Annotated in this window: 27 protein-coding genes; 16 read left to right on the top strand and 11 right to left on the bottom strand. The window is 59.7% G+C overall.

Translation table 11 applies throughout. The features are described from left to right. Positions 1–227: 227 nt before the first annotated feature. A complete protein-coding gene (gene yaaA / locus JWU58_RS22745) occupies positions 228–1,007 on the bottom strand; it encodes a peroxide stress protein YaaA (protein ID WP_076565964.1) in 780 nt (259 codons plus the stop codon). A gap of 364 nt (positions 1,008–1,371) precedes the next feature. Between yaaA and JWU58_RS22740 the strand changes: the two genes are divergently transcribed. From JWU58_RS22740 to JWU58_RS22715, 6 genes are all read left to right on the top strand, one after another. Continuing rightward, a complete protein-coding gene (locus tag JWU58_RS22740; protein WP_370593496.1) occupies positions 1,372–2,448 on the top strand; it encodes a polysaccharide deacetylase family protein in 1,077 nt (358 codons plus the stop codon). A 338-nt stretch (positions 2,449–2,786) separates the two neighbouring features. Next, positions 2,787–4,181 (top strand): PhoH family protein, encoded by a 1,395-nt coding sequence (locus JWU58_RS22735; protein WP_024011685.1) that lies wholly within the window; start codon positions 2,787–2,789, stop codon positions 4,179–4,181. A 175-nt stretch (positions 4,182–4,356) separates the two neighbouring features. Further along, positions 4,357–4,830 carry a cyclic pyranopterin monophosphate synthase MoaC gene (moaC, locus tag JWU58_RS22730; RefSeq protein ID WP_008080206.1) on the top strand — a complete coding sequence of 158 codons (474 nt, stop codon included), beginning with the start codon at positions 4,357–4,359 and terminating at the stop codon, positions 4,828–4,830. Further along, on the top strand, positions 4,827–5,069 hold the full coding sequence (locus tag JWU58_RS22725; protein WP_206421021.1) for a MoaD/ThiS family protein: 243 nt from the start codon (positions 4,827–4,829) through the stop codon (positions 5,067–5,069). The genes moaC and JWU58_RS22725 overlap by 4 nt, the downstream gene beginning before the upstream one ends. Before the next feature lie 2 nt (positions 5,070–5,071). Continuing rightward, positions 5,072–5,524, top strand: a complete 453-nt coding sequence (gene moaE / locus JWU58_RS22720; protein ID WP_206421020.1) for a molybdopterin synthase catalytic subunit MoaE — start codon at positions 5,072–5,074, stop codon at positions 5,522–5,524. Between the two features lie 280 nt (positions 5,525–5,804). Then, complete coding sequence (locus JWU58_RS22715; protein WP_206421019.1) at positions 5,805–6,581, top strand: ABC transporter substrate-binding protein; 777 nt, start codon at positions 5,805–5,807, stop codon at positions 6,579–6,581. A 101-nt stretch (positions 6,582–6,682) separates the two neighbouring features. On the opposite strand, the gene JWU58_RS22710 is transcribed toward JWU58_RS22715, so the two are convergent. The 5 genes from JWU58_RS22710 to JWU58_RS22690 all read right to left on the bottom strand — a co-directional run bounded on the left by JWU58_RS22710 (position 6,683) and on the right by JWU58_RS22690 (position 11,965). Beyond that, positions 6,683–7,309, bottom strand: a complete 627-nt coding sequence (locus tag JWU58_RS22710; protein WP_122610760.1) for a helix-turn-helix transcriptional regulator — start codon at positions 7,307–7,309, stop codon at positions 6,683–6,685. Positions 7,310–7,393: 84 nt separating this feature from the next. Further along, entirely contained in the window at positions 7,394–8,521 is a 1,128-nt protein-coding gene (locus JWU58_RS22705; protein WP_123443477.1) for an NAD(P)/FAD-dependent oxidoreductase, read from the bottom strand. Positions 8,522–8,671: 150 nt separating this feature from the next. Continuing rightward, complete coding sequence (locus tag JWU58_RS22700) at positions 8,672–9,616, bottom strand: ornithine cyclodeaminase family protein (RefSeq protein WP_206421018.1); 945 nt, start codon at positions 9,614–9,616, stop codon at positions 8,672–8,674. 117 nt (positions 9,617–9,733) lie between these two features. Next, positions 9,734–11,212 (bottom strand): ATP-dependent RNA helicase RhlB, encoded by a 1,479-nt coding sequence (gene rhlB, locus JWU58_RS22695; RefSeq protein WP_016771585.1) that lies wholly within the window; start codon positions 11,210–11,212, stop codon positions 9,734–9,736. Between the two features lie 96 nt (positions 11,213–11,308). Then, entirely contained in the window at positions 11,309–11,965 is a 657-nt protein-coding gene (locus tag JWU58_RS22690) for an alpha/beta hydrolase (protein WP_071174461.1), read from the bottom strand. A gap of 468 nt (positions 11,966–12,433) precedes the next feature. Between JWU58_RS22690 and JWU58_RS22685 the strand changes: the two genes are divergently transcribed. The 4 genes from JWU58_RS22685 (at position 12,434) to JWU58_RS22670 (ending at position 16,596) form a co-directional block, all read left to right on the top strand. After that, positions 12,434–13,465, top strand: a complete 1,032-nt coding sequence (locus tag JWU58_RS22685; protein WP_016771583.1) for an amino acid ABC transporter substrate-binding protein — start codon at positions 12,434–12,436, stop codon at positions 13,463–13,465. A 66-nt stretch (positions 13,466–13,531) separates the two neighbouring features. After that, positions 13,532–14,713, top strand: coding sequence for an amino acid ABC transporter permease (locus tag JWU58_RS22680; RefSeq protein WP_071174462.1), 1,182 nt, complete (start codon positions 13,532–13,534; stop codon positions 14,711–14,713). Between the two features lie 10 nt (positions 14,714–14,723). Continuing rightward, entirely contained in the window at positions 14,724–15,818 is a 1,095-nt protein-coding gene (locus JWU58_RS22675) for an amino acid ABC transporter permease (RefSeq protein ID WP_024011693.1), read from the top strand. A 13-nt stretch (positions 15,819–15,831) separates the two neighbouring features. After that, positions 15,832–16,596 carry an amino acid ABC transporter ATP-binding protein gene (locus JWU58_RS22670; RefSeq protein ID WP_016771581.1) on the top strand — a complete coding sequence of 255 codons (765 nt, stop codon included), beginning with the start codon at positions 15,832–15,834 and terminating at the stop codon, positions 16,594–16,596. A gap of 51 nt (positions 16,597–16,647) precedes the next feature. Here the strand turns inward: JWU58_RS22670 and JWU58_RS22665 are convergent, their stop codons facing one another. Then, complete coding sequence (locus tag JWU58_RS22665; RefSeq protein ID WP_123443479.1) at positions 16,648–17,136, bottom strand: type II toxin-antitoxin system MqsA family antitoxin; 489 nt, start codon at positions 17,134–17,136, stop codon at positions 16,648–16,650. After that, a complete protein-coding gene (locus JWU58_RS22660) occupies positions 17,133–17,444 on the bottom strand; it encodes a type II toxin-antitoxin system MqsR family toxin (protein WP_206421017.1) in 312 nt (103 codons plus the stop codon). The genes JWU58_RS22665 and JWU58_RS22660 overlap by 4 nt, the downstream gene beginning before the upstream one ends. Positions 17,445–17,610: 166 nt before the next feature. Here JWU58_RS22660 and JWU58_RS22655 point away from each other — a divergent pair, with 166 nt between their 5' ends. From JWU58_RS22655 to JWU58_RS22635, 5 genes are all read left to right on the top strand, one after another. After that, positions 17,611–18,270: a FadR/GntR family transcriptional regulator gene (locus JWU58_RS22655; protein WP_016771578.1), complete on the top strand. Its 660-nt coding sequence runs from the start codon at positions 17,611–17,613 to the stop codon at positions 18,268–18,270. Further along, positions 18,260–19,564 (top strand): CynX/NimT family MFS transporter, encoded by a 1,305-nt coding sequence (locus JWU58_RS22650; RefSeq protein WP_206421016.1) that lies wholly within the window; start codon positions 18,260–18,262, stop codon positions 19,562–19,564. The genes JWU58_RS22655 and JWU58_RS22650 overlap by 11 nt, the downstream gene beginning before the upstream one ends. Before the next feature lie 189 nt (positions 19,565–19,753). Further along, entirely contained in the window at positions 19,754–20,224 is a 471-nt protein-coding gene (locus JWU58_RS22645) for a nuclear transport factor 2 family protein (protein WP_071174467.1), read from the top strand. Positions 20,225–20,264: 40 nt separating this feature from the next. Further along, positions 20,265–20,567, top strand: coding sequence for a GIY-YIG nuclease family protein (locus JWU58_RS22640; protein WP_206421015.1), 303 nt, complete (start codon positions 20,265–20,267; stop codon positions 20,565–20,567). 84 nt (positions 20,568–20,651) lie between these two features. Next, positions 20,652–21,587 carry a glutathione S-transferase family protein gene (locus tag JWU58_RS22635; protein WP_206421014.1) on the top strand — a complete coding sequence of 312 codons (936 nt, stop codon included), beginning with the start codon at positions 20,652–20,654 and terminating at the stop codon, positions 21,585–21,587. A gap of 117 nt (positions 21,588–21,704) precedes the next feature. Here the strand turns inward: JWU58_RS22635 and JWU58_RS22630 are convergent, their stop codons facing one another. Next, positions 21,705–22,055 (bottom strand): glutaredoxin family protein, encoded by a 351-nt coding sequence (locus JWU58_RS22630; protein ID WP_122610751.1) that lies wholly within the window; start codon positions 22,053–22,055, stop codon positions 21,705–21,707. Further along, positions 22,055–23,059 carry a nucleoid-associated protein YejK gene (gene yejK, locus JWU58_RS22625; protein ID WP_016771572.1) on the bottom strand — a complete coding sequence of 335 codons (1,005 nt, stop codon included), beginning with the start codon at positions 23,057–23,059 and terminating at the stop codon, positions 22,055–22,057. Before yejK ends, JWU58_RS22630 begins: the two co-directional genes overlap by 1 nt. A gap of 395 nt (positions 23,060–23,454) precedes the next feature. On the opposite strand from yejK, the gene JWU58_RS22620 reads away from it, so the two are divergent. Further along, positions 23,455–23,736 (top strand): HU family DNA-binding protein, encoded by a 282-nt coding sequence (locus tag JWU58_RS22620; RefSeq protein WP_003221909.1) that lies wholly within the window; start codon positions 23,455–23,457, stop codon positions 23,734–23,736. 134 nt (positions 23,737–23,870) lie between these two features. On the opposite strand, the gene rlmF is transcribed toward JWU58_RS22620, so the two are convergent. Beyond that, positions 23,871–24,890: a 23S rRNA (adenine(1618)-N(6))-methyltransferase RlmF gene (rlmF, locus tag JWU58_RS22615; RefSeq protein WP_016771571.1), complete on the bottom strand. Its 1,020-nt coding sequence runs from the start codon at positions 24,888–24,890 to the stop codon at positions 23,871–23,873. Positions 24,891–25,050 lie beyond the last annotated feature (160 nt).

The raw sequence follows: 25,050 nt of genomic DNA, 5'->3' as shown, positions 1-25,050 counted from the left end.
GCCCTTTAGTTATCGGGGCGAAACAGGGGGCGATAGTTTTGTGCCACTACGGGTAAAAAATTTAGGTGCCACTACTGAAAAAAAACTTCAGTGTCGAGTGAAACTAAAATTAGAAAATAGAGTGTGGTTTTATTGGCGCCATGAATTTGGCGATATGTCGCGAGGGGATTTTGACTTCGGGCGGACTGCACGACTCCTGACGAAAAGAGTCGTGCAAAGGGCATGCTTTATTCCGGGGCGTGGTCGCGCAAAAACACCAGATTGTCGGGTTTCGACTGCTCGGCGCTGTAGCGATAACCTTGTACATCGAATTGCTTGAGCTGAGCCGGGTCGTTGATGCGTTCCTGGATAACAAAACGGCTCATCAGACCGCGCGCTTTCTTCGCGTAGAAACTGATGATCTTGTACTGGCCGTTCTTCTGATCCTTGAACTCGGTGTTGATGATCCGCGCCTTCAACGCGCTGCGCTTGACCGCGGAAAAGTATTCGTTGGATGCAAGGTTGAGCAGTACGTCATCGCCTTGCTCGGCCAGCGCTTCGTTCAGCCACTCGCTGATGCGCGTGCCCCAGAACGCATACAGATCCTTGCCACGGCCGTTGGCCAGTTTGGTGCCCATTTCCAGGCGATAGGGTTGCATCAGGTCCAGCGGCCGCAGCAGGCCATATAGGCCGGAGAGCATGCGCAGGTGTTTTTGCGCGTAATCGAATTGCGCTTCGCTGAAGGACTGCGCGTCGAGGCCGGTGTACACATCGCCCTTGAAGGCGAGCAGCGCCTGTTTGGCGTTCTCTGGGGTGAAGGCGGGTGTCCAACTGCCGAAACGCGCGGCGTTGAGGCCACCGATCTTGTCGGACACGTGCATCAACTCGCTGATCTGCGCCGGACTCAGCTCGCGCAGCTGCTGGATCAGTTCCTGGGAATGGTCGAGGTACTGCGGCTGGGTAAAGCGCTGGGTCGCCGGCGGTGTTTCGTAGTCGAGGGTCTTGGCGGGGGAAATCACCATCAGCATGAAGTCGTCTCCTTTAATCGTGGGGGCGATTCTAGGGGGTTGTCCGGGTTGACTCCAGCTATCAAGCCCATAGGTGATCGACGGCTTAACTCAAACCCCTTGTGGGAGCGAGCCTGCTCGCGAAAGCGGATTTACATGATCGTTCCCACGCTCCGCGTGGGAATGCAGCCCGTGACGCTCTGCGTCACAGTCGGCGGACGCGGAGCGTCCGGGGAGGCGTTACCACGCAGAGCGTGGGAACGATCATCCGTGGCTGAGGGGGAACAGGACAGGATCAGCTATAGTGCCGCGCGGGTTTTGTTATGGAGACATCCCTTTGCGCATTGTTCTTTTATTCACCGCGTGGCTGCTGAGCTTCGCGGCCATGGCGGCGCCCGGTGATGCGGCGACGTTGGATCGCACGACCTGGCCGGAGCAGCTCAGCAATCCGACCCTGTTCGACGTCGCGTCGCGGGCGGAAATCCTCATGTTCGCTCGCGGCCTGCTCGGCACCGAGTCCATCGACGAGGCGGCACTGGCCCAGCGCCTGGGCCTGCGCACGGTCAACATCGATGCGGTCAATCAGCTGCGCCAGCGCCTCTGGCAGCGCTTGCTCGCCAACTACAACCACGCCCAGCAAAGCTGCGATCAGGACGCCTCGTTCTGCTTCCTCGTCGAAGACCTGCCGACGCTGCGCGAGCAGGCAGCCAAGTTCGTCGTCAGCGACGACAGCTATTACACCAAGTGGGCCGAGCCGAGCCGGATCTTCCATTTACAGTACCTCGACGAGCTGATGCGCAAGGCGGCGCTGTCGCCGCAAACCAGTAACGAATTCGATCGTTTCGGCGACTACGAGCGCAACGGCGACGACATGCACGACCGGCTGTTTCTGCTGACGTTCGACAGCGCCGCCAACGTGCAACCGGACAACACCGACTGGCTGACCGAATACCTGCGCAAGTCCAATCTGAGCGGGACATTCTTTGTCCTGGGCAAGGATATTCAGGCGCGACTCACCGGCCGTTCGGTCAGCAGTCTGCAGGCGAGTTTCTCCCGGCAGTGCGTGGGCGTGCAGGGCTGGGAGTTCCGCTCCCACAGCCATTGGCAGGACTGGCAGGATTCGGTGCGACGCAGCGCCGATCTGGTGAAGAACAAACTGCCGGAAAACTACGTGCCGCTATTCCGTCCGCCGGATGGCCAGCGCCGCAGTGACGCGCAGGGTTTTTTCAATAGCCAGGGCCTGCAAGTGGCGCTGTGGGACATCGATGCCCAGGACGGTGCCGGCAAGCTCAAGGGGCCGGCGAGCGCGCAGCGAGTGTTGACCCTGATGCTGCTGTGGCGGCACGGGGTGATCAATTTCAACATGAAACAGGATGCGGTGAAGACGTCGCTGCCGTGGCTGATCACACAGACTGCGCAGAGCGGCATTGGCTGGGAAGACTGTCAGGACGCGTTTCGTTGAGAAACGACAAAAAGCCCGGAAACATTGGGCTTGGGGTAATTTTCAGGAGGAATTCGATGCAGGCGGACTTCCGACTTTAGCGGGGTACGGGGAGTCCGCCAAGGGCTTTTCGTCACTCTGCAAAATAAACTTAAAAAAACCGTCAAAGTGCTTTTTTATGTCATCGGTTTTGGAGTATTACGAAGACAGACCGCCGAAACCTGCAACACAGGTGGCGTCTTCCCAGACTCCTATTGTGTGCAGTTCATCCAGGCCCTCGTGGATGAATTCGGCAGTCACCTCGAGGCGCAGCACTGTCACGGTATTGCGTCGAATGGCTCCCACAAAGGTGACCGAGTATGGATGATCACGGACGCAGCCCTTCCTCCAACCAGCCAATCCTGTATGTACTCGATACCAACGTATTGATTCACGATCCAAATGCCCTGCTGAATTTCGAAGAACACCACGTCGCCATCCCGATGACCGTGCTGGAAGAGCTGGACAAGCTCAAGAGCGGCCATCACAGCGTGGCCGCCGAATGCCGTCAGGCGATCCGCCTGATCGACAAGACCCTGGGCGATGCGTCCCCCGAGGACGTCGAACTCGGTGTGCCGATCCAGCGCGGCAAGGGCGGGCCGAAGGGCTTGCTGTCAATTCTGATGAGCAAGCAGGCCGAGTCGAACCTGATTCTGCCCGAGCACCTGAACGACAACAAAATCATCAACCAACTGATTGATCTGCACACCCGCGATCCGCAGAAACCGGTGGTGCTGGTCACCAAAGACATCAACATGCGCCTCAAGGCGCGCGCCTGTGGCATCGACGCCGAGGACTACAGCACCGACCAGTTGGTCGATGACGTGTCCCTGCTGCCCAACGGCTACCACAACATGACCGGCTCCTTCTGGGACCGCGTGAGCAAGGTCGAAACCCGTCAGGACCACGGCCGCACCTGGCATCAGGTGCAACTGATCGATAACCTGCCGGCCGTGCACATCAACGAGTTCATCATCGACGAGCAGGGCTTTGTCGGCTGGATCAAGGAAATCCAGGAAGACCGCCTGCTGATCCTCGACCTGCACCAGGAACCGCTGCTGCATCAGGAGGCCTGGGGCCTGAAGCCGCGCGACATCTATCAGAGTCTGGCCCTGTATGCGTTGCTTGACCCGGACATTCATCTGGTCAACCTGTCCGGCGCCGCCGGTTCCGGTAAAACCATTCTGGCGCTGGCCGCTGCGATCGAGCAGACCATGGTCAGCAAACGTTATCGCCGCATCATCGCCACCCGCAGCGTGCAGGGCCTGGACCAGGAAATCGGCTTCCTGCCCGGCACCGAAGCGGAGAAAATGGAGCCTTGGCTGGGCGCCATCACCGACAACCTCGAAGCCTTGCACATGGATGACGAAAACACCCATGGCAGCGTCGACTACATCCTCAGCAAAGTGCCGTTGCAGTTCAAATCGCTCAACTACATTCGCGGTCGCAGCTTCCAGCAAAGCCTGATCCTGATCGACGAATGCCAGAACCTCACGCCGCACCAGATGAAAACCATCATCACCCGTGCCGGCGCCGGTTCCAAAGTGGTGTGCCTGGGCAACCTGGCGCAGATCGACACCCCTTACCTGTCCGCGACCAGCTCCGGGCTGACCTACCTGACCGAACGCTTCAAGGATTTCCCCAACGGTGTGCACATCACCCTGCAAGGGGTGCCTCGCTCGATCCTGGCCGAATACGCCGAATCGCATCTCTAAGAGGAGCAGCTACAAGCTTCAAGCCGCAAGCTACAAGTGGTCCGAGTGAAATTCACTTGCCGCTTGAAGCTTGCGGCTCTCGGCTGTTTAAATGCGAGCTTTCCTGACGCCTGCCTACCGCGCTTTAACTTGCCGCTTGTAGCTTGCCGCTCGCAGCTGCCTCAAGGAGGCCCTCGTGCTGACTCATCTCGATTCCCAAGGTCGCGCCAACATGGTCGACGTCACTGAAAAAGCCGTGACGTTCCGTGAAGCGACGGCTCAAGCGCTGGTGCGCATGCTCCCTGAAACCCTGCAGATGATCGTCAGCGGCGGCCACCCCAAGGGCGATGTGTTCGCCGTGGCGCGCATTGCCGGGATTCAGGCGGCGAAGAAAACCAGCGATCTGATTCCCCTGTGCCATCCGCTGATGCTGACTGGCGTCAAAGTCGAACTCAGCGCCGAGGGTGAGGACAGCGTGCGTATCGTCGCCCGCTGCAAGTTGTCCGGGCAGACCGGTGTCGAGATGGAAGCGCTGACCGCCGCCAGCGTCGCCGCCCTGACCATTTACGACATGTGCAAAGCTGTCGACCGTGGCATGACCATCGAAAGCGTGCGGCTGCTGGAGAAAGTCGGCGGCAAGAGCGGCCACTTCCAGGCGGAGCAGCCATGAAACTGACCGTGAAATTTTTTGCCCGCTACCGTGAAGCGCTGGGCATGGATTCGGTTGCGGTTGAAGGCGATTTCGCCACCGTCGATGACGTTCGGGCACTGTTGGCAGAACGTGATGGCGCCGAAGTGCTGAGCGAGCAGAACCTGATGTGCGCACGCAACGAAGACCTCTGCCAGCTCGACGAGCCAGTTGTCGATGGTGATGAAGTGGCGTTTTTCCCCACCGTGACCGGAGGCTGAACATGGCGATTCGCGTGCAGGCCACGCCGTTCGATCCGGGCGCTGAAGTCAATGCGATGCACGCGGCCAATGTCGGTGTGGGCGCGGTGGTGAGCTTTGTCGGTTATGTGCGCGACTTCAACGACGGGCTCGACGTGGCCGGGATGTTCCTCGAACACTATCCGGGCATGACCGAAAAGGCCCTCGGCAAGATCGCTGTCGAAGCCGAGCAGCGCTGGCCGCTGTTGAAACTGGAAGTGCTGCATCGCATTGGCGCGCTGGAAACGGGCGAACCGATCGTCTTCGTCGGCGCCGCCAGCGCCCATCGCCAGGCCGCGTTCGATGCCTGCGCCTTCGTCATGGACTACCTGAAAACCCGCGCGCCGTTCTGGAAGAAAGAAAATACCAGCGATGGACCACGTTGGGTCGAAGGGCGGGACAGTGATCATGCCGCCGCCGATCGCTGGAAAAAGTAATTCCTGTAGTGCCCCTCAGTACGCCTTCGCGAGCAAGCTCGCTCCCACATTGGATCTGTGTCGTTCACAAATCCAATGTGGGAGCGAGCTTGCTCGCGAAGGGGCCATCTGTAACGGCAAAAACCTCGCAGACACTCTCTTCTCGCGGATTGACGGTTTGTACCTATAAGTCCAATATGGATTTCCAAGTACAAAAAAAGCTTCTGTCTTGCAGCTATCAGCTTGCCGCTTGTAGCTGCTCTTCTTCGCCAAACCAACAACAACCCGCGAGAGAACGAACATGAAGAAATTCCCCCTCATTACCGGCCTTGCCTTCAGCCTGCTGGCCTGTGCCAGCACCTTTGCCGCCGAGAAAACCTTGCGCATCGGCATCGAAGCGGCCTACCCGCCATTCGCGTCGAAAACCGATAAAGGTGAAATCGTCGGTTTCGACTACGACATCGGCAACGCCCTGTGTGCGCAGATGAAGGTCAAGTGCGTGTGGGTTGAAGGTGAGTTCGACGGGCTGATTCCTTCGCTGAAAGTGAAGAAGATCGACATGGCGCTGTCGTCGATGACCATCAATGAAGATCGCAAGAAGTCCGTGGATTTCAGCCACAAGTATTACTTCACTTCTTCGCGTCTGGTTATGAAGGAAGGCGCGACGGTGGATGATCAGTACGCCAGCCTCAAAGGCAAGAACGTCGGCGTGCAGCGCGCGACCACCACTGATCGTTATGCCACCGAGGTGTTCGAACCCAAGGGCATCAACGTCAAGCGCTACAGCAACAACGAAGAAATCTACATGGACCTGGCGGCGGGGCGCCTTGATGCGATTTTTGCCGACACCATTCCGCTTAACGACTTTCTGTCGATGCCGCGTGGCGAGGGTTACGCGTTTGTCGGGCCGGAGCTGAAGGATCCGAAGTACGTCGGCGAGGGCGCGGGGATTGCCGTACGCAAGGGCAACGGTGAACTGGTCAGCCAGTTGAACAGCGCCATCGACGGGATTCGCGCGAATGGCGAGTACCAGAAGATTTCCGAGAAGTATTTCAAGACCGATATCTACGGCGATTGATCAAGCGCTTTCGCGAGCAGGCTCGCTCCCACAGGGGTAACGCATTCCAAATGTGGGAGCGAGCCTGCTCGCGAAGAGGCCAGTGCTAGCGATGCAAATCCTCAGCCCTTCAATTCCTTCAAATGCTTGTACACCGTCGCCCGCCCCATGTTCAGCACATTGGCCACGTAGTTCGAGGCGCTCTTGCCCTTGAACGCGCCCTCGGCGTGCAGCGCCAGCACCAGCTCGCGTTTGTGATCGCGGGTCAGCAGGTTCAGGCTCAACTGCCGCTCGCGCAACCAGGCGTGGAGGAAGGTGTTGATGCGCTCCTGCCAGTCATCACGGAACAGCGAGTCCGGCTGCGGAATCAGTTTGCTCGGCGAGAGAAACAGGTCCAGCGCCGCCTTGGCGTTCTCGAACAGGGAAATATTCAGATTGATGCACAGCACCGCCAGCGGACGACCTTCGCTGTCACGCAGCACGGTGCTCAGGCTGCGAATTTTCTGACCGTCCCAGTTGAGCTTTTCGTACGGGCCGATGTTCCTGTCGCTGACATCCTCGCTGAGCATGTCTTCCAGCGACGAGTCGTCGCCGATTTCGCGCTTGGAAAGGTTGTTGGCGATGTAGTCGACCTTCTGCGTGCGCAGGTCGTGCAGCACCACCTCGGCATGGGGAAAGAACAGCGTGGCGATGGCGTCGGCGATGGCGCGGAAGTTATCCAGCGCCGGGTCGAATTCGGGGGCAGTCATGACAGTGAAACTCCAGGCAGCGTCAGCGCCCCTTGTGCCGGGGCGCTGCGAGTGTGCCGCAATCTTTTCGACGAGTCGATGCGATCAAGCCAGTCGGGCCGGGGAGAGCATGGCGCTGTCCAGACCGAATTTATGCAGGTGCTCGGGAAGCGGCTCGCCGCGCACCAGCGCCGCACTGGCTTGGCCCATCGCCGGCGACGTCTGGATGCCGTAACCGCCCTGCGCGGCGACCCAGAACAGCCCCGGAACTTGCGGATCGAAGCCGCTGAGCAGATCACCGTCGGCAACGAAACTGCGCAGGCCTGCCCACGTGCGGGTCGGGCGGCGGATGGTCAGCGTGGTGGCCTCTTCGATCTGATAAATGCCCATGGCGATGTCGAGTTCTTCCGGCTGCACATCGTGTGGTTCGACCGGATCGGCGTTGGCCGGCGAGCCGAGAAACATGCCGGCGTCGGGCTTCATGTAGAAGGATTCGTCGAGGCTGACCAGCATCGGCCAGTGATGAGTGTCCACGCCTTCCGGGCCGGCAAAGATAAATGCGGCGCGGCGTTTCGGTTGCAGACCCAGCGGCGGCGCGCCGGCCAGGGCAGCGATCTTGTCGGCCCAGGCACCGGCGGCGTTGATGAGCACCGGTGCGCTGAATGTCTCGCCGTTGGTCTGCACGATCCACAGGCCATCGGCATCGCGGCTCAAGCCGAGCACCTCGCAATCGGTGCGGACTTCGCCATGATTGCGCCGAATGCCGCGCAGGTAGCCTTGATGCAGCGCGTCGGTGTCGATGTCGCAGGCCGATGGATCGTAGATCGCGCCGTGGACTTTGTCCCGGCGCAGGATCGGCAGACGCGCGCAGGCTTCGTCGGCGCTGAGCAGTTGCATCTGCGGCACCGTGGCTTTGGCGCTGAGGTATTGGTTGTTCAGTTCGGCGGGATCACCGATGAAGTCGACGGTCATTTCGCCGCGCGGGGTCAGCAGTGGGTGCTCGCAGAAGCCGCTTGGAGGGCTGTCGAAAAACGCGCGGCTGGCCTGAGTCAGTGCGCGGACCTGTGCGGTGCCGTAGGCGGCGGTGTACAGCGCGGCGGAGCGGCCGGTGGAGTGATAGCCGGGATGGGTTTCACGCTCGAGCACGATCACTTTGCCGTGCGGCGCCAGCCAGAACCCTGTAGAAGCGCCGGCAATCCCGCCGCCGATGATGATGAAATCTGCGTGGCTCATGTAGGTCTCCAGTGGGTACGCAATATCAAGGCGTTCGCTAGTCCCTCGTGGGAGCGAGCCTGCTCGCGAAAGCGGTGTATCAGTCGACATCTTCGGTGAATGTCAGACCGCATTCGCGAGCAGGCTCGCTCCCACAGGGGATTTTTGGCGTTAGTGGGTTAAGTGATAAACCGCATTGGCGAGGGCGATGTCTTCCAGGCCCAAGCCGATTGAACGGAAGAACACGTGACGGACGTAATCCGGGCGCTGCACTTTTTCGCTGAGCAAGTCGGCGAGGTCGCCGACAATCGAATCCTTGCTCCAGCCATGCTGTTCGGCGGCAATCAGCATCTCACCTGCCGAACCCGGCGTGGTCAGACGATAGTCGCAGAACACCTGCATGTCGTTGAGGCTTTGCGGCGTTACTTCATGGGCGCGCGGGGCGTTGGTGCTGATCGAGGTGATCAGCGCCGGTTTGTGCAGTTGCGCCGGATCGATCACCGGCCCGGCAGACGAGGTGCAGAGCATGATCACGTCAGCATCGGAGATGGCGGTCTCGCGGCTGTCGGCAATCTTCAGTGACGGCGCGATGGACTTCAACACAGTCTGTGTTTCCGCATCTTCCAGCAGCGATGGCGAATACAGGCTGATGCTCTGCCAGTCGCGCAGCGCCTTGGCGTAATGCAGATGCGCCTGAGCGACCTTGCCGCTGCCGATGATTGCCAGTCGCTGGGCGTCCAACGGGGCGAGGGCGTCGACCGCCACTGCCGTGGTCGCGGCGGTGCGCGCGGTGGTCAGTTCGCCGGCATCACAGAGCAGCAGCGGTTGGCCGGTTTTCATCGACATCAACAATGTCCATGCCGTCACCAGCGCACCCTGCTCACGGACGATGTACGGCGAAGTCTTCACTCCGTACACGCCGTCCTCGGCCAGCACGCCCAGATAATTGATGAAGTCGCCGGCGCCCTGCGGGAACTCGACCAATTGCTGCGTCGGCTGCACGGCGTTACCGGCCGCCAGATCGCAGAACAGCTTGCGCAGGATTTGCGGCACATCGATACGCGCCAATAGCTCATGGGCCTGGGCTTGATCGATCACATAGGGCGTACTGGACATTTCGCGCTCCAAAACTAAACTTATTTTTCCATTATGGACTTTTAGTTCTGGCGAGCAACCATCGGGCATAAAAAAAGCGCAGTCCGTTTCCGGCTGCGCTTTCTCATATAGCGGGGCTTACTGCGGACGCTTGCGCTCAACCGCACGCAGCAGATGCGTCGGCGGGGTTTCGCAGCTGATCTTGCGACCAAGTTTTTCTTCGATCGACGGCAACTGGTAGGAGTCGTCCTCGCCGGCAAAGCTGATCGACACACCGTCAGCGCCTGCGCGACCGGTACGGCCAATGCGGTGCACGTAGTCGTCCGGCACTTCCGGCAAAGTGAAGTTGATCACGTGGCTGATACCGTCGATGTGGATGCCGCGACCGGCGACATCGGTGGCGACCAGCACGCGAATCTTGCCTTCACGGAAACCTTCCAGGGTTTTGATGCGCTTGTGCTGCGGCACATCACCGGAGAGTTGCGCGGCGTTGATGCCGTCACGCACCAGACGCTCTTCGATGCGGCGTACTTCGTCCTTGCGGTTGGCAAACACGATGACCCGCTCCCAACCGTTGTCGTTGACCAGGTTGTAGAGCAGCTTGTATTTGTCGGCAGCGGCCACGGCGTAGATGTGCTGCTCGACGTTCTCGTTGGCGACGTTGGTGATTTCGATTTCGACGATGGCCGGGTCGGTGGTCCATTGCTTGGCCAGATTCATCACGTCTTCGGTGAAGGTCGCGGAGAACAGCAGGGTCTGGCGCTCGGATTTCGGCGGGGTCTGGCGAATGATCTGCCGTACCTGTGGGATGAAACCCATGTCGAGCATGCGGTCGGCTTCGTCCAGCACCATCACTTCAACCATGTCCAGATGCACGTCGCCGCGCTGGTTGAAGTCGAGCAAGCGGCCCGGCGTGGCGACGAGGATGTCGCAATGACGTGCTTCGAGGTGCTTGAGCTGTTTGTCGAAGTCCATGCCGCCGACGAAGGTCATGACGTTGAGGCCGGTGTACTTGGTCAGGTCAGCGGCGTCCTTGGCGATCTGCACCACCAGCTCACGGGTCGGCGCGATGATCAGCGCGCGCGGTTCGCCCATGTAGCGCTCTTTCGGCGGCGGCGTCTGCAGCAACTGAGTGATGATCGAGATCAGGAATGCGGCGGTCTTGCCGGTGCCGGTCTGCGCGCGGCCAATGGCGTCTTTGCCGGCGAGGGTGAAACCCAGCACCTGCGCCTGGATCGGCGTGCAGTACGGAAAGCCCAGATCCTGGATGGCGTGCATCAGTTCCGGAGCAAGCTTGAAATCGTGAAAGCGGGTTTTGCCTTCCTGCGGCTCGACGACGAAGTCTTCGAGTTTCCATGGAATGACCGGTGCCTTGGGCTTCGGTTCGCGACGTGGCCTGGCCGGTTTCGGCGCTTCGCTGGGTGCAGGCTCTACGGCAATTGGCGCTGGCGCAGCGGGTATTTCTTCTGGCTTCGGTGCGGCTGCGGGAGCGGGGCGGTCGGCCTGCGGGGCATCGGTGCGATGACCGGGGGCGTGCGACGGCGCACTGGGAACTGGCGCGAGCTGCTCAGCCTCGCTTTTACCGAACATCTTCTTGAGTGCTTTGAGCACGGTCATCTCATCAGTTGGTTAAGGAATGTACGCCGGCCAGTGTAATGCAAGAATCGGGCGCGGCGTAGTAGGAGGGATCAATGGGCGGACATTGCTCGCAAATCAGCGCAGGCGTTCGCTCAGCCAGACGCCGACGTCGCGGATCTCTTCAGGTAACACTTCGTGCTCCATTGGGTATTCCTGCCATGTCACGGTGACACCATGCTTCACCAAATGCTCATAGGCAGTGCGCCCCATCGAGTTCTGCACCACGCCATCGAACTGCCCGTGCAGACACAGCACCGGAATACGCTGCTGACTGGCGGATAACTCCAGTTCTTCGCTGAATGTCGGTGCGTACGTCGACAACGCCAGCACCCCACCCAGCGGTCCCTGCCATTTAAGGAACGCGGTATGCAATACCACCGCGCCGCCTTGCGAAAACCCGGCAAGGAAAATCCGCGAGGCGTCTATTCCGCTGGCGCGCTGGTTTTCGATCAGCTCGATGATGCGCTCTGCCGACGCCTCCAGTTCGTCGCGATCGATCGCCCGGGCCGGGCTCATGGCCTTGATGTCATACCAGCTGGGCATGGCATATCCGCCATTTATCGTCACTGGACGGGTCGGTGCCTGCGGCAGCACAAAGCGCGTGCTCAACAGACTTTCCTGCAACGCCTCGGCTACCGGCAGGAAGTCGTAGCGGTCGGCGCCGAGGCCGTGCAGCCAGATCACGCAGGCGTCTGCGGGCTTAACAGGCTGAAGAATCAAGGGCTCGGTCATGTCTGCTCCAAAAATGTGCGGGCGCTCACAATGAGTGCGTGATTGAAGTGCGCGCCCGGTTGATCCGTTAACAAGATGTCGCAAGGTTACAAGTTTAGCTATTGACGTGTCGCACAATCACTTTCGCAAGCGGTGTGGTACGGCGTTTGCTATGGAGCTTTGCGTACGAAGCATCCGTTGCGCGGCGGTAACACTATCAGTGTCAGTCGCGCGATGGGATAGCAACGAATCCGGTGATGGATGTTCGCCAATGGCCGCTACGGGCTTAGCGAACGTGAAAGGGCTACAGCCCGTTCGGCCGATTGGTGAGAAGTGAGTGATCCATGATGTGGATTTTCTCCTACTAGACTCATAGCGAAGGTCTTACGTCGGTTGACCCCAAAAAAAGCCAACACGGGTCAACAACGCCTCAAAAGGGTGCGACAGGACTCAAGCTCCGACACAACAAGAGCAAAACTGGAGGTTTGAATGAAGATGTTGAAATCCACTCTGGCGGTCGTGACTGCTGCAGCAGTACTCGGCGTCAGCGGGTTCGCTCAGGCGGGTGCAACCCTGGATGCGGTACAGAAAAAAGGTTTCGTGCAGTGTGGCGTGAGCGACGGTCTGCCGGGCTTCTCGGTACCGGATGCGACCGGCAAGATCCTCGGCATCGATGCTGACGTCTGCCGCGCTGTGGCGGCAGCCGTTTTCGGCGACGCCAACAAGGTCAAGTTCAGCCAGTTGAACGCCAAGGAGCGCTTCACCGCGCTGCAATCCGGCGAGATCGACATCCTGTCGCGCAACACCACCATGACCAGTTCCCGTGACGCGGGCATGGGCCTGAAATTCCCGGGCTTCATCACCTACTACGACGGCATCGGCTTCCTGGTGAACAACAAGCTGGGCGTGAAAAGTGCCAAAGAGCTCGACGGCGCGACCATCTGCATCCAGGCCGGTACCACCACCGAACTGAACGTTTCCGACTACTTCCGTGGCAACGGTCTGAAATACACCCCGATCACCTTCGATACCTCCGATGAAAGCGCCAAGTCGCTGGAATCCGGTCGTTGCGACGTGCTGACCTCCGACAAGTCCCAGCTGTTCGCCCAGCGCAGCAAGCTGGCCTCGCCGAAGGACTACGTGGTGTTGCCGGAAACCATTTCCAAAGAACCACTGGGCCCGGTCGTACGTAACGGCGACGACGAGTGGCTGGCCATCGTGCGTTGGGTCGGCTATGCGCTGCTCAATGCCGAAGAAGCCGGCATCACTTCGAAGAACGTCGAAGCTGAAGCCAAGTCCACCAAGAACCCGGACGTGGCCCGTATGCTCGGCGCTGACGGCGAGTACGGCAAAGACCTGAAACTGCCGAAAGACTGGGTTGTGCAGATCGTCAAGCAAGTCGGCAACTACGGCGAAATCTTCGAGAAAAACCTCGGCAAGAGCACTCCGCTGGAAATCGACCGTGGCCTGAACGCCCTGTGGAACAACGGCGGCATTCAGTACGCACCACCAGTGCGCTAATGGTTCTATCGCCCGGCGGGCCAACCGCCGGGTGATGTTCTTGTTCCATTTCTTCCGGGGCACTTCATGCAAAATTCAATCGGCGCACCAAAGCAGAGGCTCAGCCTCAGCGATCCACGAGTGCGTGCGTGGCTATTCCAGATCATCACCGTTGTGGCGGTGGTCTCGCTTGGCTGGTACCTGTTCGACAATACGCAAACCAACCTTCAGCACCGGGGCATCACCTCCGGCTTCAGCTTTCTGGAGCGCAGTGCCGGATTCGGCATCGCTCAAACCCTGATCGACTACACCGAAGCGGACAGTTACGCGCGGGTGTTTGTCATCGGCCTGCTCAACACCCTGTTGGTGACCTTTATCGGCGTGATCCTGGCGACGATTCTCGGTTTCATCGTTGGCGTGGCGCGGCTGTCGCAGAACTGGATCATCGCCAAACTGGCGACGGTGTATGTGGAAGTATTCCGCAACATTCCGCCGCTGCTGCAGATCCTGTTCTGGTACTTCGCGGTGTTCCTGACCATGCCGGGGCCGCGCAACAGCCACAACTTCGGCGACACCTTCTTCGTCAGCAGCCGTGGCCTGAACATGCCGGCCGCACTCGCTGCCGACGGCTTCTGGGCGTTCGTGATCAGCATCGTCCTGGCCATTGTCGGCATCGTGCTGATGTGCCGCTGGGCCAACAAGCGTTTCGAAGAAACCGGCGTACCGTTCCACAAGTTCTGGACCGGCCTGGCAATTGCGCTGGTGATCCCGACCCTGTGCGCGCTGATCTTCGGCGCTCCGCTGCACTGGGAAATGCCCGAGCTCAAGGGCTTCAACTTCGTCGGCGGCTGGGTGTTGATCCCGGAACTGCTGGCATTGACCCTGGCGCTCACCGTGTACACCGCAGCGTTCATCGCCGAGATCGTGCGTTCCGGGATCAAGTCGGTCAGCCACGGCCAGACCGAAGCCGCGCGTTCCCTCGGCCTGCGCAACGGCCCGACCCTGCGCAAGGTGATCATCCCGCAAGCCCTGCGCGTGATCATTCCGCCGCTGACCAGCCAATACCTGAACCTGGCGAAGAACTCTTCGCTGGCCGCCGGTATCGGTTACCCGGAAATGGTTTCGCTGTTCGCCGGCACCGTGCTCAACCAGACCGGGCAGGCCATCGAAGTGATTGCCATCACCATGAGCGTGTACCTGGCGATCAGTATCAGCATTTCCCTGCTGATGAACTGGTACAACAAGCGCATTGCGCTGATCGAGCGGTAAGGAAAAGCGCATGAGTACTCATACTTTCAAACCCGACATGCCTCCACCGAACAGCAGCATCGGCGTGGTGGCGTGGATGCGCGCGAACATGTTCTCCAGCTGGCTCAACACCCTGCTGACGCTGTTTGCGTTCTACCTGATCTACCTGGTCGTGCCACCGATCCTCAGCTGGGCGATCGTCGATGCCAACTGGGTCGGCACCACTCGCGCCGACTGCACCAAGGAAGGCGCCTGCTGGGTGTTCATTCAGCAGCGTTTCGGCCAATTCATGTACGGCTACTACCCGACCGAGCTGCGCTGGCGCGTCGACCTGACCGTGTGGCTGGCGGTCATTGGCGCAGCACCGCTGTTCATCTCGCGCGTGCCGCGTAAAGCGGTGTACGGCCTGAGCTTCCTGGTGCTGTACCCGATCATCGCCTTCATCTTGTTGCACGGCGGTTTCGGTCTGACCACCGTGCCGACCAGCCAGTGGGGTGGCCTGATGCTGACCCTGGTGATCGCCACCGTCGGCATCGCCGGAGCATTGCCGCTGGGCATCGTGCTGGCGCTGGGACGGCGTTCCAATATGCCGGCGATTCGTGTGGTCTGCGTGACTTTCATCGAGTTCTGGCGCGGCGTGCCGTTGATCACGGTGTTGTTCATGTCCTCGGTGATGCTGCCGCTGTTCCTGCCCGAAGGCATGAACTTCGACAAGCTGCTGCGGGCGCTGATCGGCGTGATCCTGTTCCAGTCGGCGTACGTCGCCGAAGTGGTGCGCGGTGGTCTGCAAGCGATTCCCAAAGGGCAGTACGAAGCGGCTGCAGCGATGGGCCTCGGTTACTGGCGTTCGATGGGCCTGGTGATTCTGCCGCAAGCGCTGAAGCTGGTGATCCCGGGCATCGTCAACACGTTCATTGCGCTGTTCAAGGACACCAGCCTGGTGATCATCATCGGCCTCTTTGACCTGCTCAACAGCGTCAAGCAAGCCGCTGCCGACCCGAAATGGCTGGGCATGGCCACCGAAGGCTACGTGTTCGCCGCCCTGGTGTTCTGGATTTTCTGTTTTGGTATGTCGCGCTATTCCATGCATCTGGAACGCAAGCTCGACACTGGCCACAAGCGTTAGGAGTTCTCTGTAAATGAGCGAAGCAATCAAAAAGCCTGTGGGTCCGGAAGGCATCATCCAGATGCAGGGCGTGAACAAGTGGTACGGCCAGTTTCACGTACTCAAGGACATCAACCTCAACGTCAAACAGGGCGAGCGCATCGTCCTGTGCGGCCCGTCGGGTTCCGGTAAATCGACCACGATCCGTTGCCTCAATCGTCTGGAAGAACACCAGCAGGGGCGCATCGTCGTCGATGGCGTGGAACTGACCAATGACCTCAAGCAGATCGAAGCGATCCGTCGCGAAGTCGGCATGGTGTTCCAGCACTTCAACCTGTTCCCGCACCTGACCATCCTGCAGAACTGCACCCTGGCGCCGATGTGGGTGCGCAAAATGCCCAAGCGCAAGGCCGAAGAAATCGCCATGCATTACCTGGAGCGCGTACGCATTCCGGAGCAGGCGCACAAGTACCCGGGGCAACTGTCCGGTGGTCAGCAGCAGCGTGTGGCGATCGCCCGCGCCTTGTGCATGAAGCCGAAAATCATGCTGTTTGACGAGCCGACTTCAGCGCTCGATCCGGAAATGGTGAAAGAGGTTCTCGACACCATGATCGGTCTGGCCGAAGACGGTATGACCATGCTCTGCGTGACCCACGAAATGGGCTTCGCCCGCACCGTGGCCAACCGCGTTATCTTCATGGACAAGGGCGAAATCGTTGAACAGGCCGCGCCGAACGATTTCTTCGACAATCCGCAGAATGATCGGACCAAGTTGTTCTTGAGTCAGATTTTGCATTGATGGTTGATAAGTGAAACCAACCCGGCCATGTGCCGGGTTGTTTTTTCGGGGTCAGGAAACCGAAAGGGATTCATGTTCTTTGTGGACGATGTGCTCGAAACCTCTCAAATCTGCACCTTCGCCGAGAGTCTTTGCATCGGTTAGCAAATATGGGTAACGATCCAATAAACGCATCAGCAGTATGAGTGCCTTGGGCGGCAAGATTTCGCCGCGCTCGTAGCGAGAGAATGCGTTATGCCCACCCCCAGATAGCAGTTGCACCGTCTCTTTTTGCGTCAGATGCAATTTGCGGCGAATCCGCTTCATCTCGTCGCCGATCATTTTCCTGGCAGCGATGACCAACTCATCACCTGCGTTGCAATACCGCTCCGCACTATCGGTCTCGGCGTCCCATTCAATCTCACCGCAGTTCTGGCATTCCCAGCCAGAAAGATTATCGACACGACGCTCCATGCCTTTGACTTTGAGGGTTTCGCCACGCCCCTGAAAATGCCTCATTCCCTCACGTGCACCGCAGCTGACACATTGCTGGGTTTTCATGGGTTGTTCTCATTGAAGGAGATCACCGGTGGGCCGCCGCCGGGGCGGTATGTCACCTTGATGTAAATCTCCTGATCTCGTGAATTGATGTGATACACGTCTTGCCAGATTCGATGATCCTCATAAGTAGTCATCGATTTGTACAACATCCTGGTTTGTAGCTCGAAAACAATCTCCTGCATTTCGCTGACATTGAAGCCGAGCTTCTCAGCTGACCTTACTGAAGTTTTGGTGAAAGCGTTTTGACCCAGTCGCCTCACTTCAGACTTGATCACCGCCAAGTCGTAATGGGGTGTGTTCTTTTCCATAAGAAGCCAAAACCCTGTCCCTGAAATTACCCTTAAAGGGTAATTTTGACCAATCGGAAATGCCGCTTCATGTGTCTCCGATTGACCCTAGGTGGTTGCCGTCCTACATGGGTCTGACTAACATGTCGGAAAATTCATCCTATGATTGGATGAAAAGGTGAGGTTCATGTCCGACATTTCCCCTTTGATCAAGCGATCCCTGGTCGATCAGGCTTTGGATCAACTGCGTCAGCGCATCAACAGCGGTGCGTGGCAGGTCGGCGAGCGTCTGCCGACCGAGCCTGAGCTGTGCGCCGAGCTGGGCATCAGCCGCAACACGGTGCGTGAGGCGATGCGTGTTCTGGCGTTCTCGGGATTGATCGAAATTCGCCAGGGCGACGGCAGTTATCTTCGTGCGCTGGTCGACCCGCTCGACACACTTAAAGCGCTATCGCGTTGTTCGCTGGAGCAGGCCCGGGAGACCCGGCACATCCTTGAAGTCGAGGCCATCGGCCTGGCGGCGTTGCGTCGTACCGATGAGGATCTGGCGGCGCTGCGTGAAGCGCTCGGCACCAGCGGCAGCCATTACCACGGCGATCTCGACACCTATATCGCCTGCGATCTGGTGTTCCATCGCCGACTGGTCGACGCCGCGCACAACCCGACCCTCAGCGAGTTGTATCGCTACTTTTCCAGCATCGTCGGCGCGCAATTGCGCCAGACCCTGAATATCTCCCCGCGCCGTCAGGAAGTGTTCGATCTGCACATCGACTTGCTCGATGCGGTCGAGCAACGCGACCCGGAACGGGCCAAAGCCTTGTCGAGGCAGTTGATCAATGAACCTTGAAACCGAGAAGACCATGTCCCGCAGTGAGTTATCCACAGCATCGAAACGCACCCCCGAACTTGAAGAGCTGCTGATCGATGCCGAGGCCGACGACGAGCAGGTGCAGCAAAGCCATCCGTTGGTAAAACGTCCGTGGCTGTTGCTGCTCGGGCTGATTCTAGTGGCGCTGAACCTGCGCCCGGCGTTGTCGAGCATGGCGCCATTGCTCAGCGAGGTCTCCAGAAGCCTCGGGCTGTCTGCGGCGCAGGCGGGATTGCTGACCACGTTGCCGGTGCTGTGCTTGGGCTTGTTCGCACCGCTGGCGCCGATCCTTGCGCGGCGGTTTGGTGCTGAGCGCGTGGTGTTGGGGATTCTGCTGACACTGGCCGGCGGCATCATCCTGCGCAGCAATTTCGGCGAGATCGGGCTGTTCGCCGGCAGCGTGCTTGGCGGCGCCAGCATCGGCATCGTCGGCGTGCTGCTGCCAGGCATCGTCAAGCGCGACTTCGCCAAACACGCCGGGACCATGACCGGCGTCTACACCATGGCGCTGTGCCTGGGCGCGGCGATGGCGGCGGGTTCGACCGTGCCGCTGAGTGAGCACTTCGGCAACAGCTGGGCGATGGGCCTGGGGTTCTGGGTGATTCCGGCATTGGTGGCGGCGGTTTTCTGGCTGCCACAAGTCGGCTCCAAACATGGCGCACACAACGTCGCCTATCGCGTGCGCGGGTTGCTGCGTGATCCGCTGGCCTGGCAGGTGACCTTGTACATGGGCCTGCAATCGTCGCTGGCCTACATCGTGTTTGGCTGGTTGCCGTCGATCCTCATCGGGCGCGGGCTGACACCGACTCAGGCCGGATTGGTGCTGTCCGGTTCGGTGATCATTCAACTGGTCAGTTCGCTGGCCGCGCCGTGGCTGGCGACCCGTGGCAAGGATCAGCGTCTGGCGATCGTCGTGGTCATGGCGCTGACCCTGGCCGGCCTGTTCGGCTGCCTCTACGCACCTATCGAAGGTCTGTGGGGCTGGGCGATTCTGCTCGGGCTGGGGCAGGGCGGTACGTTCAGTCTGGCCCTGACCCTGATCGTGCTGCGCTCGCGCGATTCCCATGTCGCGGCGAACCTGTCGAGCATGTCCCAGGGTTTTGGCTACACCCTGGCGTCCATGGGGCCGTTTGCCGTGGGCGTGGTGCATGACTGGACCGGCGGCTGGAATGCGCTGGGCTGGATTTTCGGCATTATCGGCGCTGGTGCGATCCTGGCCGGGCTGGGTGCTGGGCGGGCGTTGTATGTGCAGGTGCAAAGCGAAAAGATCTGAATGCACTGGGTGCAAATGTGGGAGCGAGCCTGCTCCCGAAAGCGGTGTTTCAGTCAACATGGATGTTGAATGTTGAATTGCCTTCGCGAGCAGGCTCGCTCCCACAAGGGTTTTGCGTATTGCCGATAGTGTTTCTGCGCGCGGCAGATTATGGTGCTGGCAATCTGTACCTATTTTTTGGAGACTGCCTTGAGCGAAGCCCACAGCGCCCTGATCACCCGCTTCTACCAAGCCTTTCAGCGCCTTGACGCAGAAGCCATGGCCGCCTGCTACACCGATGACGTGGTCTTCAGTGATCCGGCCTTTGGTGAACTGCGCGGGCGCGATGCCGGCGACATGTGGCGCATGCTGACTACCCGCGCCAAGGATTTCTCCCTGACCTTCGACAACGTACGCGCCGACGAACGCAGCGGCGGAGCACACTGGGTCGCGACCTACCTGTTCAGCCAGACCGGCAACATCGTCATCAACGATATCCAGGCGCGATTCGTGTTCCGTGACGGCAAGATCTGCGAGCATCACGACCACTTCGATCTGTGGCGCTGGTCGCGCCAGGCGTTGGGTTTCAAAGGCCTGCTGCTGGGCTGGACGCCGCTCGTGCGCAACGCCGTCCGCGCCCAGGCGCGCAAGGGACTGAAGGCATTTCAGGCTGGGCGCTGATAAGATCGCCGCCTGTTTTCCTACACGTTCAGATCCCGAAGTGACCAGTCTTAGCGAACAATCCGTCGATGCTGCCGAACCAGTGACTAAATCCTGGTTCGTCTACCTCGTGCGTGCCGCCAATGGCTCGTTGTACTGCGGAATCAGCGACGACCCGGTGCGGCGTTTTGCCAAGCACCAGAGCGGCAAGGGCGCGCGGTTCTTTCTCTCCAGCCCGGCGATGGCGCTGGTCTACACCGAACTGTGCCGCGACAAAAGCGATGCTCTGCGCCAGGAACGGCTGATCAAGAAGCTGCGCAAAAGCGCCAAGGAATGCCTCGTCGCGTCTTATCAATCTGACTGATTGGTTTCCATCAGGCAGATCTGTAGGCCTGTCAGGTAATGCACGCTAAGCTGCGGATTCACTTTTCCAGCGGCGGAGCCGAGCATGCCCGAGTTGATTCTGCACCATTACCCGACCTCTCCATTCGCCGAGAAGGCCCGCCTGCTGCTGGGTTTCAAAGGCCTGTCCTGGCGTTCGGTGCATATTTCCCCGGTGATGCCAAAGCCGGATCTGACGGCATTGACCGGTGGCTACCGCAAGACTCCGGTGTTGCAGATCGGTGCTGACATCTATTGCGACACCGCACTGATCGCTCGACGCCTGGAACAGGAAAAAGCCCTGCCGGCGTTCTTCCCCGAGGGCCAGGAAATGACCAGCGCCAGTTTTGCGGCGTGGGCCGATTCGGTGGTGTTCCAGCACGCCGTGAGCCTGGTGTTCCAGCCGGAATCGGTGGCGGTGCGTTTCGGCAAATTGCCTCCGGAAGCGATCAAGGCATTCCTCGCCGACCGCGCCGGCTTGTTCAGCGGCGGCAGTGCCACGCGTTTGTCCGCCGAGCAGGCCAAACATCAGTGGCCGACGATCATGGCGCGTCTGGAGCAGCAGTTGCAGCGCGAGCAGGGCGACTTCCTCTTCGGCGAGCCATCGATTGCCGACTTCGCCCTGGCGCATCCGCTGTGGTTCCTCAAGGCGACGCACGTCACGGCGCCGCTGGTGGATGAATATCCGGCGGTGGCGGCGTGGCTGGGTCGAGTGTTGGGGTTCGGCCATGGCGCAGCGAGCGAGATGTCTTCCGCCGAGGCACTGGAGGTCGCGCGTAACGCGACGCCAGCGGCATTGCCGGATGAGCGGTTCGTTGATCCGAACGGCTTCAAGGCGGGCCAGCAAGTGGCAATTGCCGCTATCGATTACGGCGTTGATCCGGTGGTGGGCGAGCTGCTGTTTGCTGGCCGTGAAGAGCTGATCATTCGGCGTGAAGACGAACGTGGCGGCGTGGTGCATGTGCACTTTCCGCGCTTTGGGTTCCGTATCGAGGCGCGCTGATTTATCAAGTCAGCGGCAAAACCTGTGGGAGCGAGCCTGCTCGCGAAGACGATGGATCATTCAACATGTCGTTGGCTGATGCAGCGCTTTCGCGAGCAGGCTCGCTCCCACAATGGATTATTTGAGGGCAGCGAGGATTTCTTCCGGATCAAACCCGCGAATCAACGTACCGTTCACATCAATCAGCGGAATCCCGCGTCCACCCAATGCCTCATACGCCTTGCGCGCATCGGCATCCTTCTCGATGTCGAACTCCTTGAACGGTATGCCCTTGCTGTCGAGAAAGCGTTTGGTCTGTTTGCAGTAGCCGCACCAGTCGGTGGCATAGAGCACGACATTGGCTTGCGCCCGCGTCTGCTCAGAAACCATTTGCGCGGGGTTGAACACCCGCTCGATCTTGCCCCAGTTCTGATAGACCACGACCACCAGCAGTACCAGGGCGACTTTTTTCAGCACGTTGCCGAGCATCAGTTACGCCGCTTCAGCTGGTCGGTCAGCGAAGTCGGCAGGCCTTTGATGATCAAAGTGCCGTTCTCTTCGTCGTACTCGATCTTCGACCCCAGCAGATGCGCTTCGAAGCTGATCGACAGGCCTTCGGCGCGGCCGGTGAAGCGGCGGAATTGATTGAGGGTGCGCTTGTCTGCCGGAATCTCTGGCGAGAGGCCGTAGTCCTTGTTGCGAATGTGATCGTAGAAGGCCTTCGGGCGTTCTTCGTCGATCAGCTCCGACAGCTCCTCAAGGCCCATCGGTTCGCCGAGCTTGGCCTGGCTGCTGGCGTAGTCGACCAGAGTCTTGGTTTTCTCGCGGGCCGAGTCTTCCGGCAGGTCTTCGCTCTCGACAAAGTCGCTGAAGGCTTTGAGCAGGGTGCGGGTCTCGCCGGGGCCGTCGACGCCTTCCTGGCAGCCGATGAAGTCGCGGAAATATTCCGAGACCTTCTTGCCATTCTTGCCCTTGATGAACGAAATGTACTGTTTGGACTGCTTGTTGTTCTGCCACTCGGAAACGTTGATCCGCGCTGCCAGATGCAACTGGCCAAGGTCGAGATGGCGCGAAGGCGTCACGTCGAGCTCATCGGTCACCGCCACACCTTCGCTGTGGTGCAGCAGGGCGATCGCCAGATAGTCAGTCATACCTTGCTGATAGTGGGCGAACAGCACGTGGCCGCCCACCGACAGGTTGGATTCTTCCATCAGCTTCTGCAGATGCTCGACCGCCACTTTACTGAACGCGGTGAAGTCACGGCCGCCGTCCATGTACTCCTTCAGCCAGCCGCTGAACGGGAACGCGCCGGATTCCGGATGGAACAGGCCCCAGGCTTTGCCCTGTTTGGCGTTGTAGCTTTCGTTGAGGTCGGCGAGCATGTTTTCGATGGCGGCGGACTCGGCCAGTTCAGAGTCACGGGCGTGCAGAACTGCGGGCGTGCCGTCGGGTTTTTTGTCGATCAGGTGGACGATGCAATGACGGATCGGCATGGGCTTCTCGGCTGTTGGAAGGGAGGAGGGCAGGCTCCCCCGAAAAAGCGCTCAGTGTACCGCAACCACTGGTTTTGGCGCGGGTTGCAGGGCAAAACCGGGGCGCGCGCCCAGCCTTAAGCGGTTTTTTACCGATTTAGCGCAATAAAGCTGACCAAATGGGTAGCTAGAGGCGGATATTTCCTTGTCGCTGTGCTAGTTTTGCCCGGTCTTACGCGAAGTCACTGCGTTAAGCGTGCATTCAGCATTTGTCAGGTCGAACCAAACCCTGATTTCGGCATCTATAACCCGACTCGTCGTGGTTATCGCCGAGGGTGCCAGATCCAGAAGATCGGGCTCGATGGCTGACACTGCACTCTGCAATCCATATGAATTTGATAGGGAAGGAACACTACATGGCTCTTACTAAAGACCAACTGATCGCCGACATCGCTGAAGCTATCGACGCGCCGAAAACCACCGCGCGTAACGCTCTGGACCAACTGGGCCAAATCGTTGCCGATCAGCTGGAAAACGGCGGCGAAATCACCTTGCCAGGTATCGGCAAGCTGAAAGTGACCGAGCGTCCTGCCCGCACCGGCCGTAACCCTTCGACTGGCGCTGCCATCGAAATCCCTGCAAAGAAAGTGATCAAGCTGGTTGTGGCCAAAGGCCTGACCGACGCTGTGAACAAGTAAGACGCAGCGATAAAAAAAACCGTGCTTCGGAGTGATCCGGGGCACGGTTTTTTTGTGTCTGTGATTTGGCGACTGAATCGCAGGGCCAATGTGGGAGCGAGCAGGCTCGCTCCCACAGGTCGATCTACAGCGCCTTAGCGCACCCAGCGCTCACGCCGCCAGATCTGCTGCTCGGACTTGGTCTGGAAGGTCCAGGCGACAAAGCGGCTCTGCTTCTGCCCCTGCGACATCTCCACGACCTGGCTTTCCAGCACGCCGGCCTTCTTCAGTGCCGTCTCGATGGCCGGCAGGTTCGAGGCCTTCGACACCAGGGTGCTGAACCACAACACCTTGTGCTGGAAGTTCGCGCTCTCGGCAATCAACTGCGTCACGAAGCGCGCTTCACCGCCTTCACACCACAGCTCCGCCGATTGCCCGCCGAAGTTCAGCACCGGCAGCTTGCGTTTCGGGTCGGCCTTGCCCAAGGCGCGCCACTTGCGCTCGCTGCCCTTGGTCGCTTCTTCCATCGAGGCGTGGAACGGCGGGTTGCACATGGTCAGGTCAAAACGCTCGCCCGGCTCCAGCAAGCCGATAAGGATGTGCTTGCGGTTTTCCTGCTGGCGCAGCTGGATCACTTTGCTCAGATCATTGGACTGCACGATGGCTCGCGCCGCCGCCACGGCTGTCGGATCGATCTCCGAGCCGAGGAAGTGCCAGCGATATTCGCTGTTGCCGATCAGCGGATAAACGCAGTTGGCGCCCATGCCGATATCCAGCACATTGACGATCGCGCCGCGCGGGACCTTGCCGTCGTTCATGCTCGCCAGCAGGTCGGCGAGAAAGTGCACATAGTCGGCACGCCCCGGAACCGGAGGGCAGAGGTAGTCCGCCGGGATGTCCCAATGCTGAATGCCATAGAACGCCTTGAGCAGCGCCCGATTGAACACCCGCACCGCGTCGGGGCTGGCGAAGTCGATGCTTTCCTTGCCGTACGGGTTGGTGATCACGTACTTGGCCAGTTCCGGCGTGGTCTTGATCAGTGCCGGAAAGTCGTAACGACCCTGATGGCGATTGCGCGGATGCAGGCTGGCCTTCTCGCGCGGCTCGACGGCTTTGCTCGGGGACGCGGCGTCAGGCTTCTTGCGCGCAGGTTTGGGTGTGCGGGGGGCGGTCATGGGCGTGGTCAATTCGGGTATGGCTGAAAGTGGCGGGCATTGTCCCACATCTGAAGGCAACACCGTTCAAACTGTGGGAGCGAGCCTGCTCGCGAACGCGGTTTTACATCTGACAGATTTGTCGGCTGACACGCCGCTTTCGCGAGCAGGCTCGCTCCCA

The sequence above is a fragment of the Pseudomonas atacamensis genome (assembly GCF_017167965.1).
In the GTDB taxonomy this organism is placed as follows: Bacteria; Pseudomonadota; Gammaproteobacteria; order Pseudomonadales; family Pseudomonadaceae; genus Aquipseudomonas; species Aquipseudomonas atacamensis.
The sequence above is the reverse complement of the archived record's forward strand: the minus strand, read 5'-3'. Positions and strand labels throughout refer to the sequence as shown.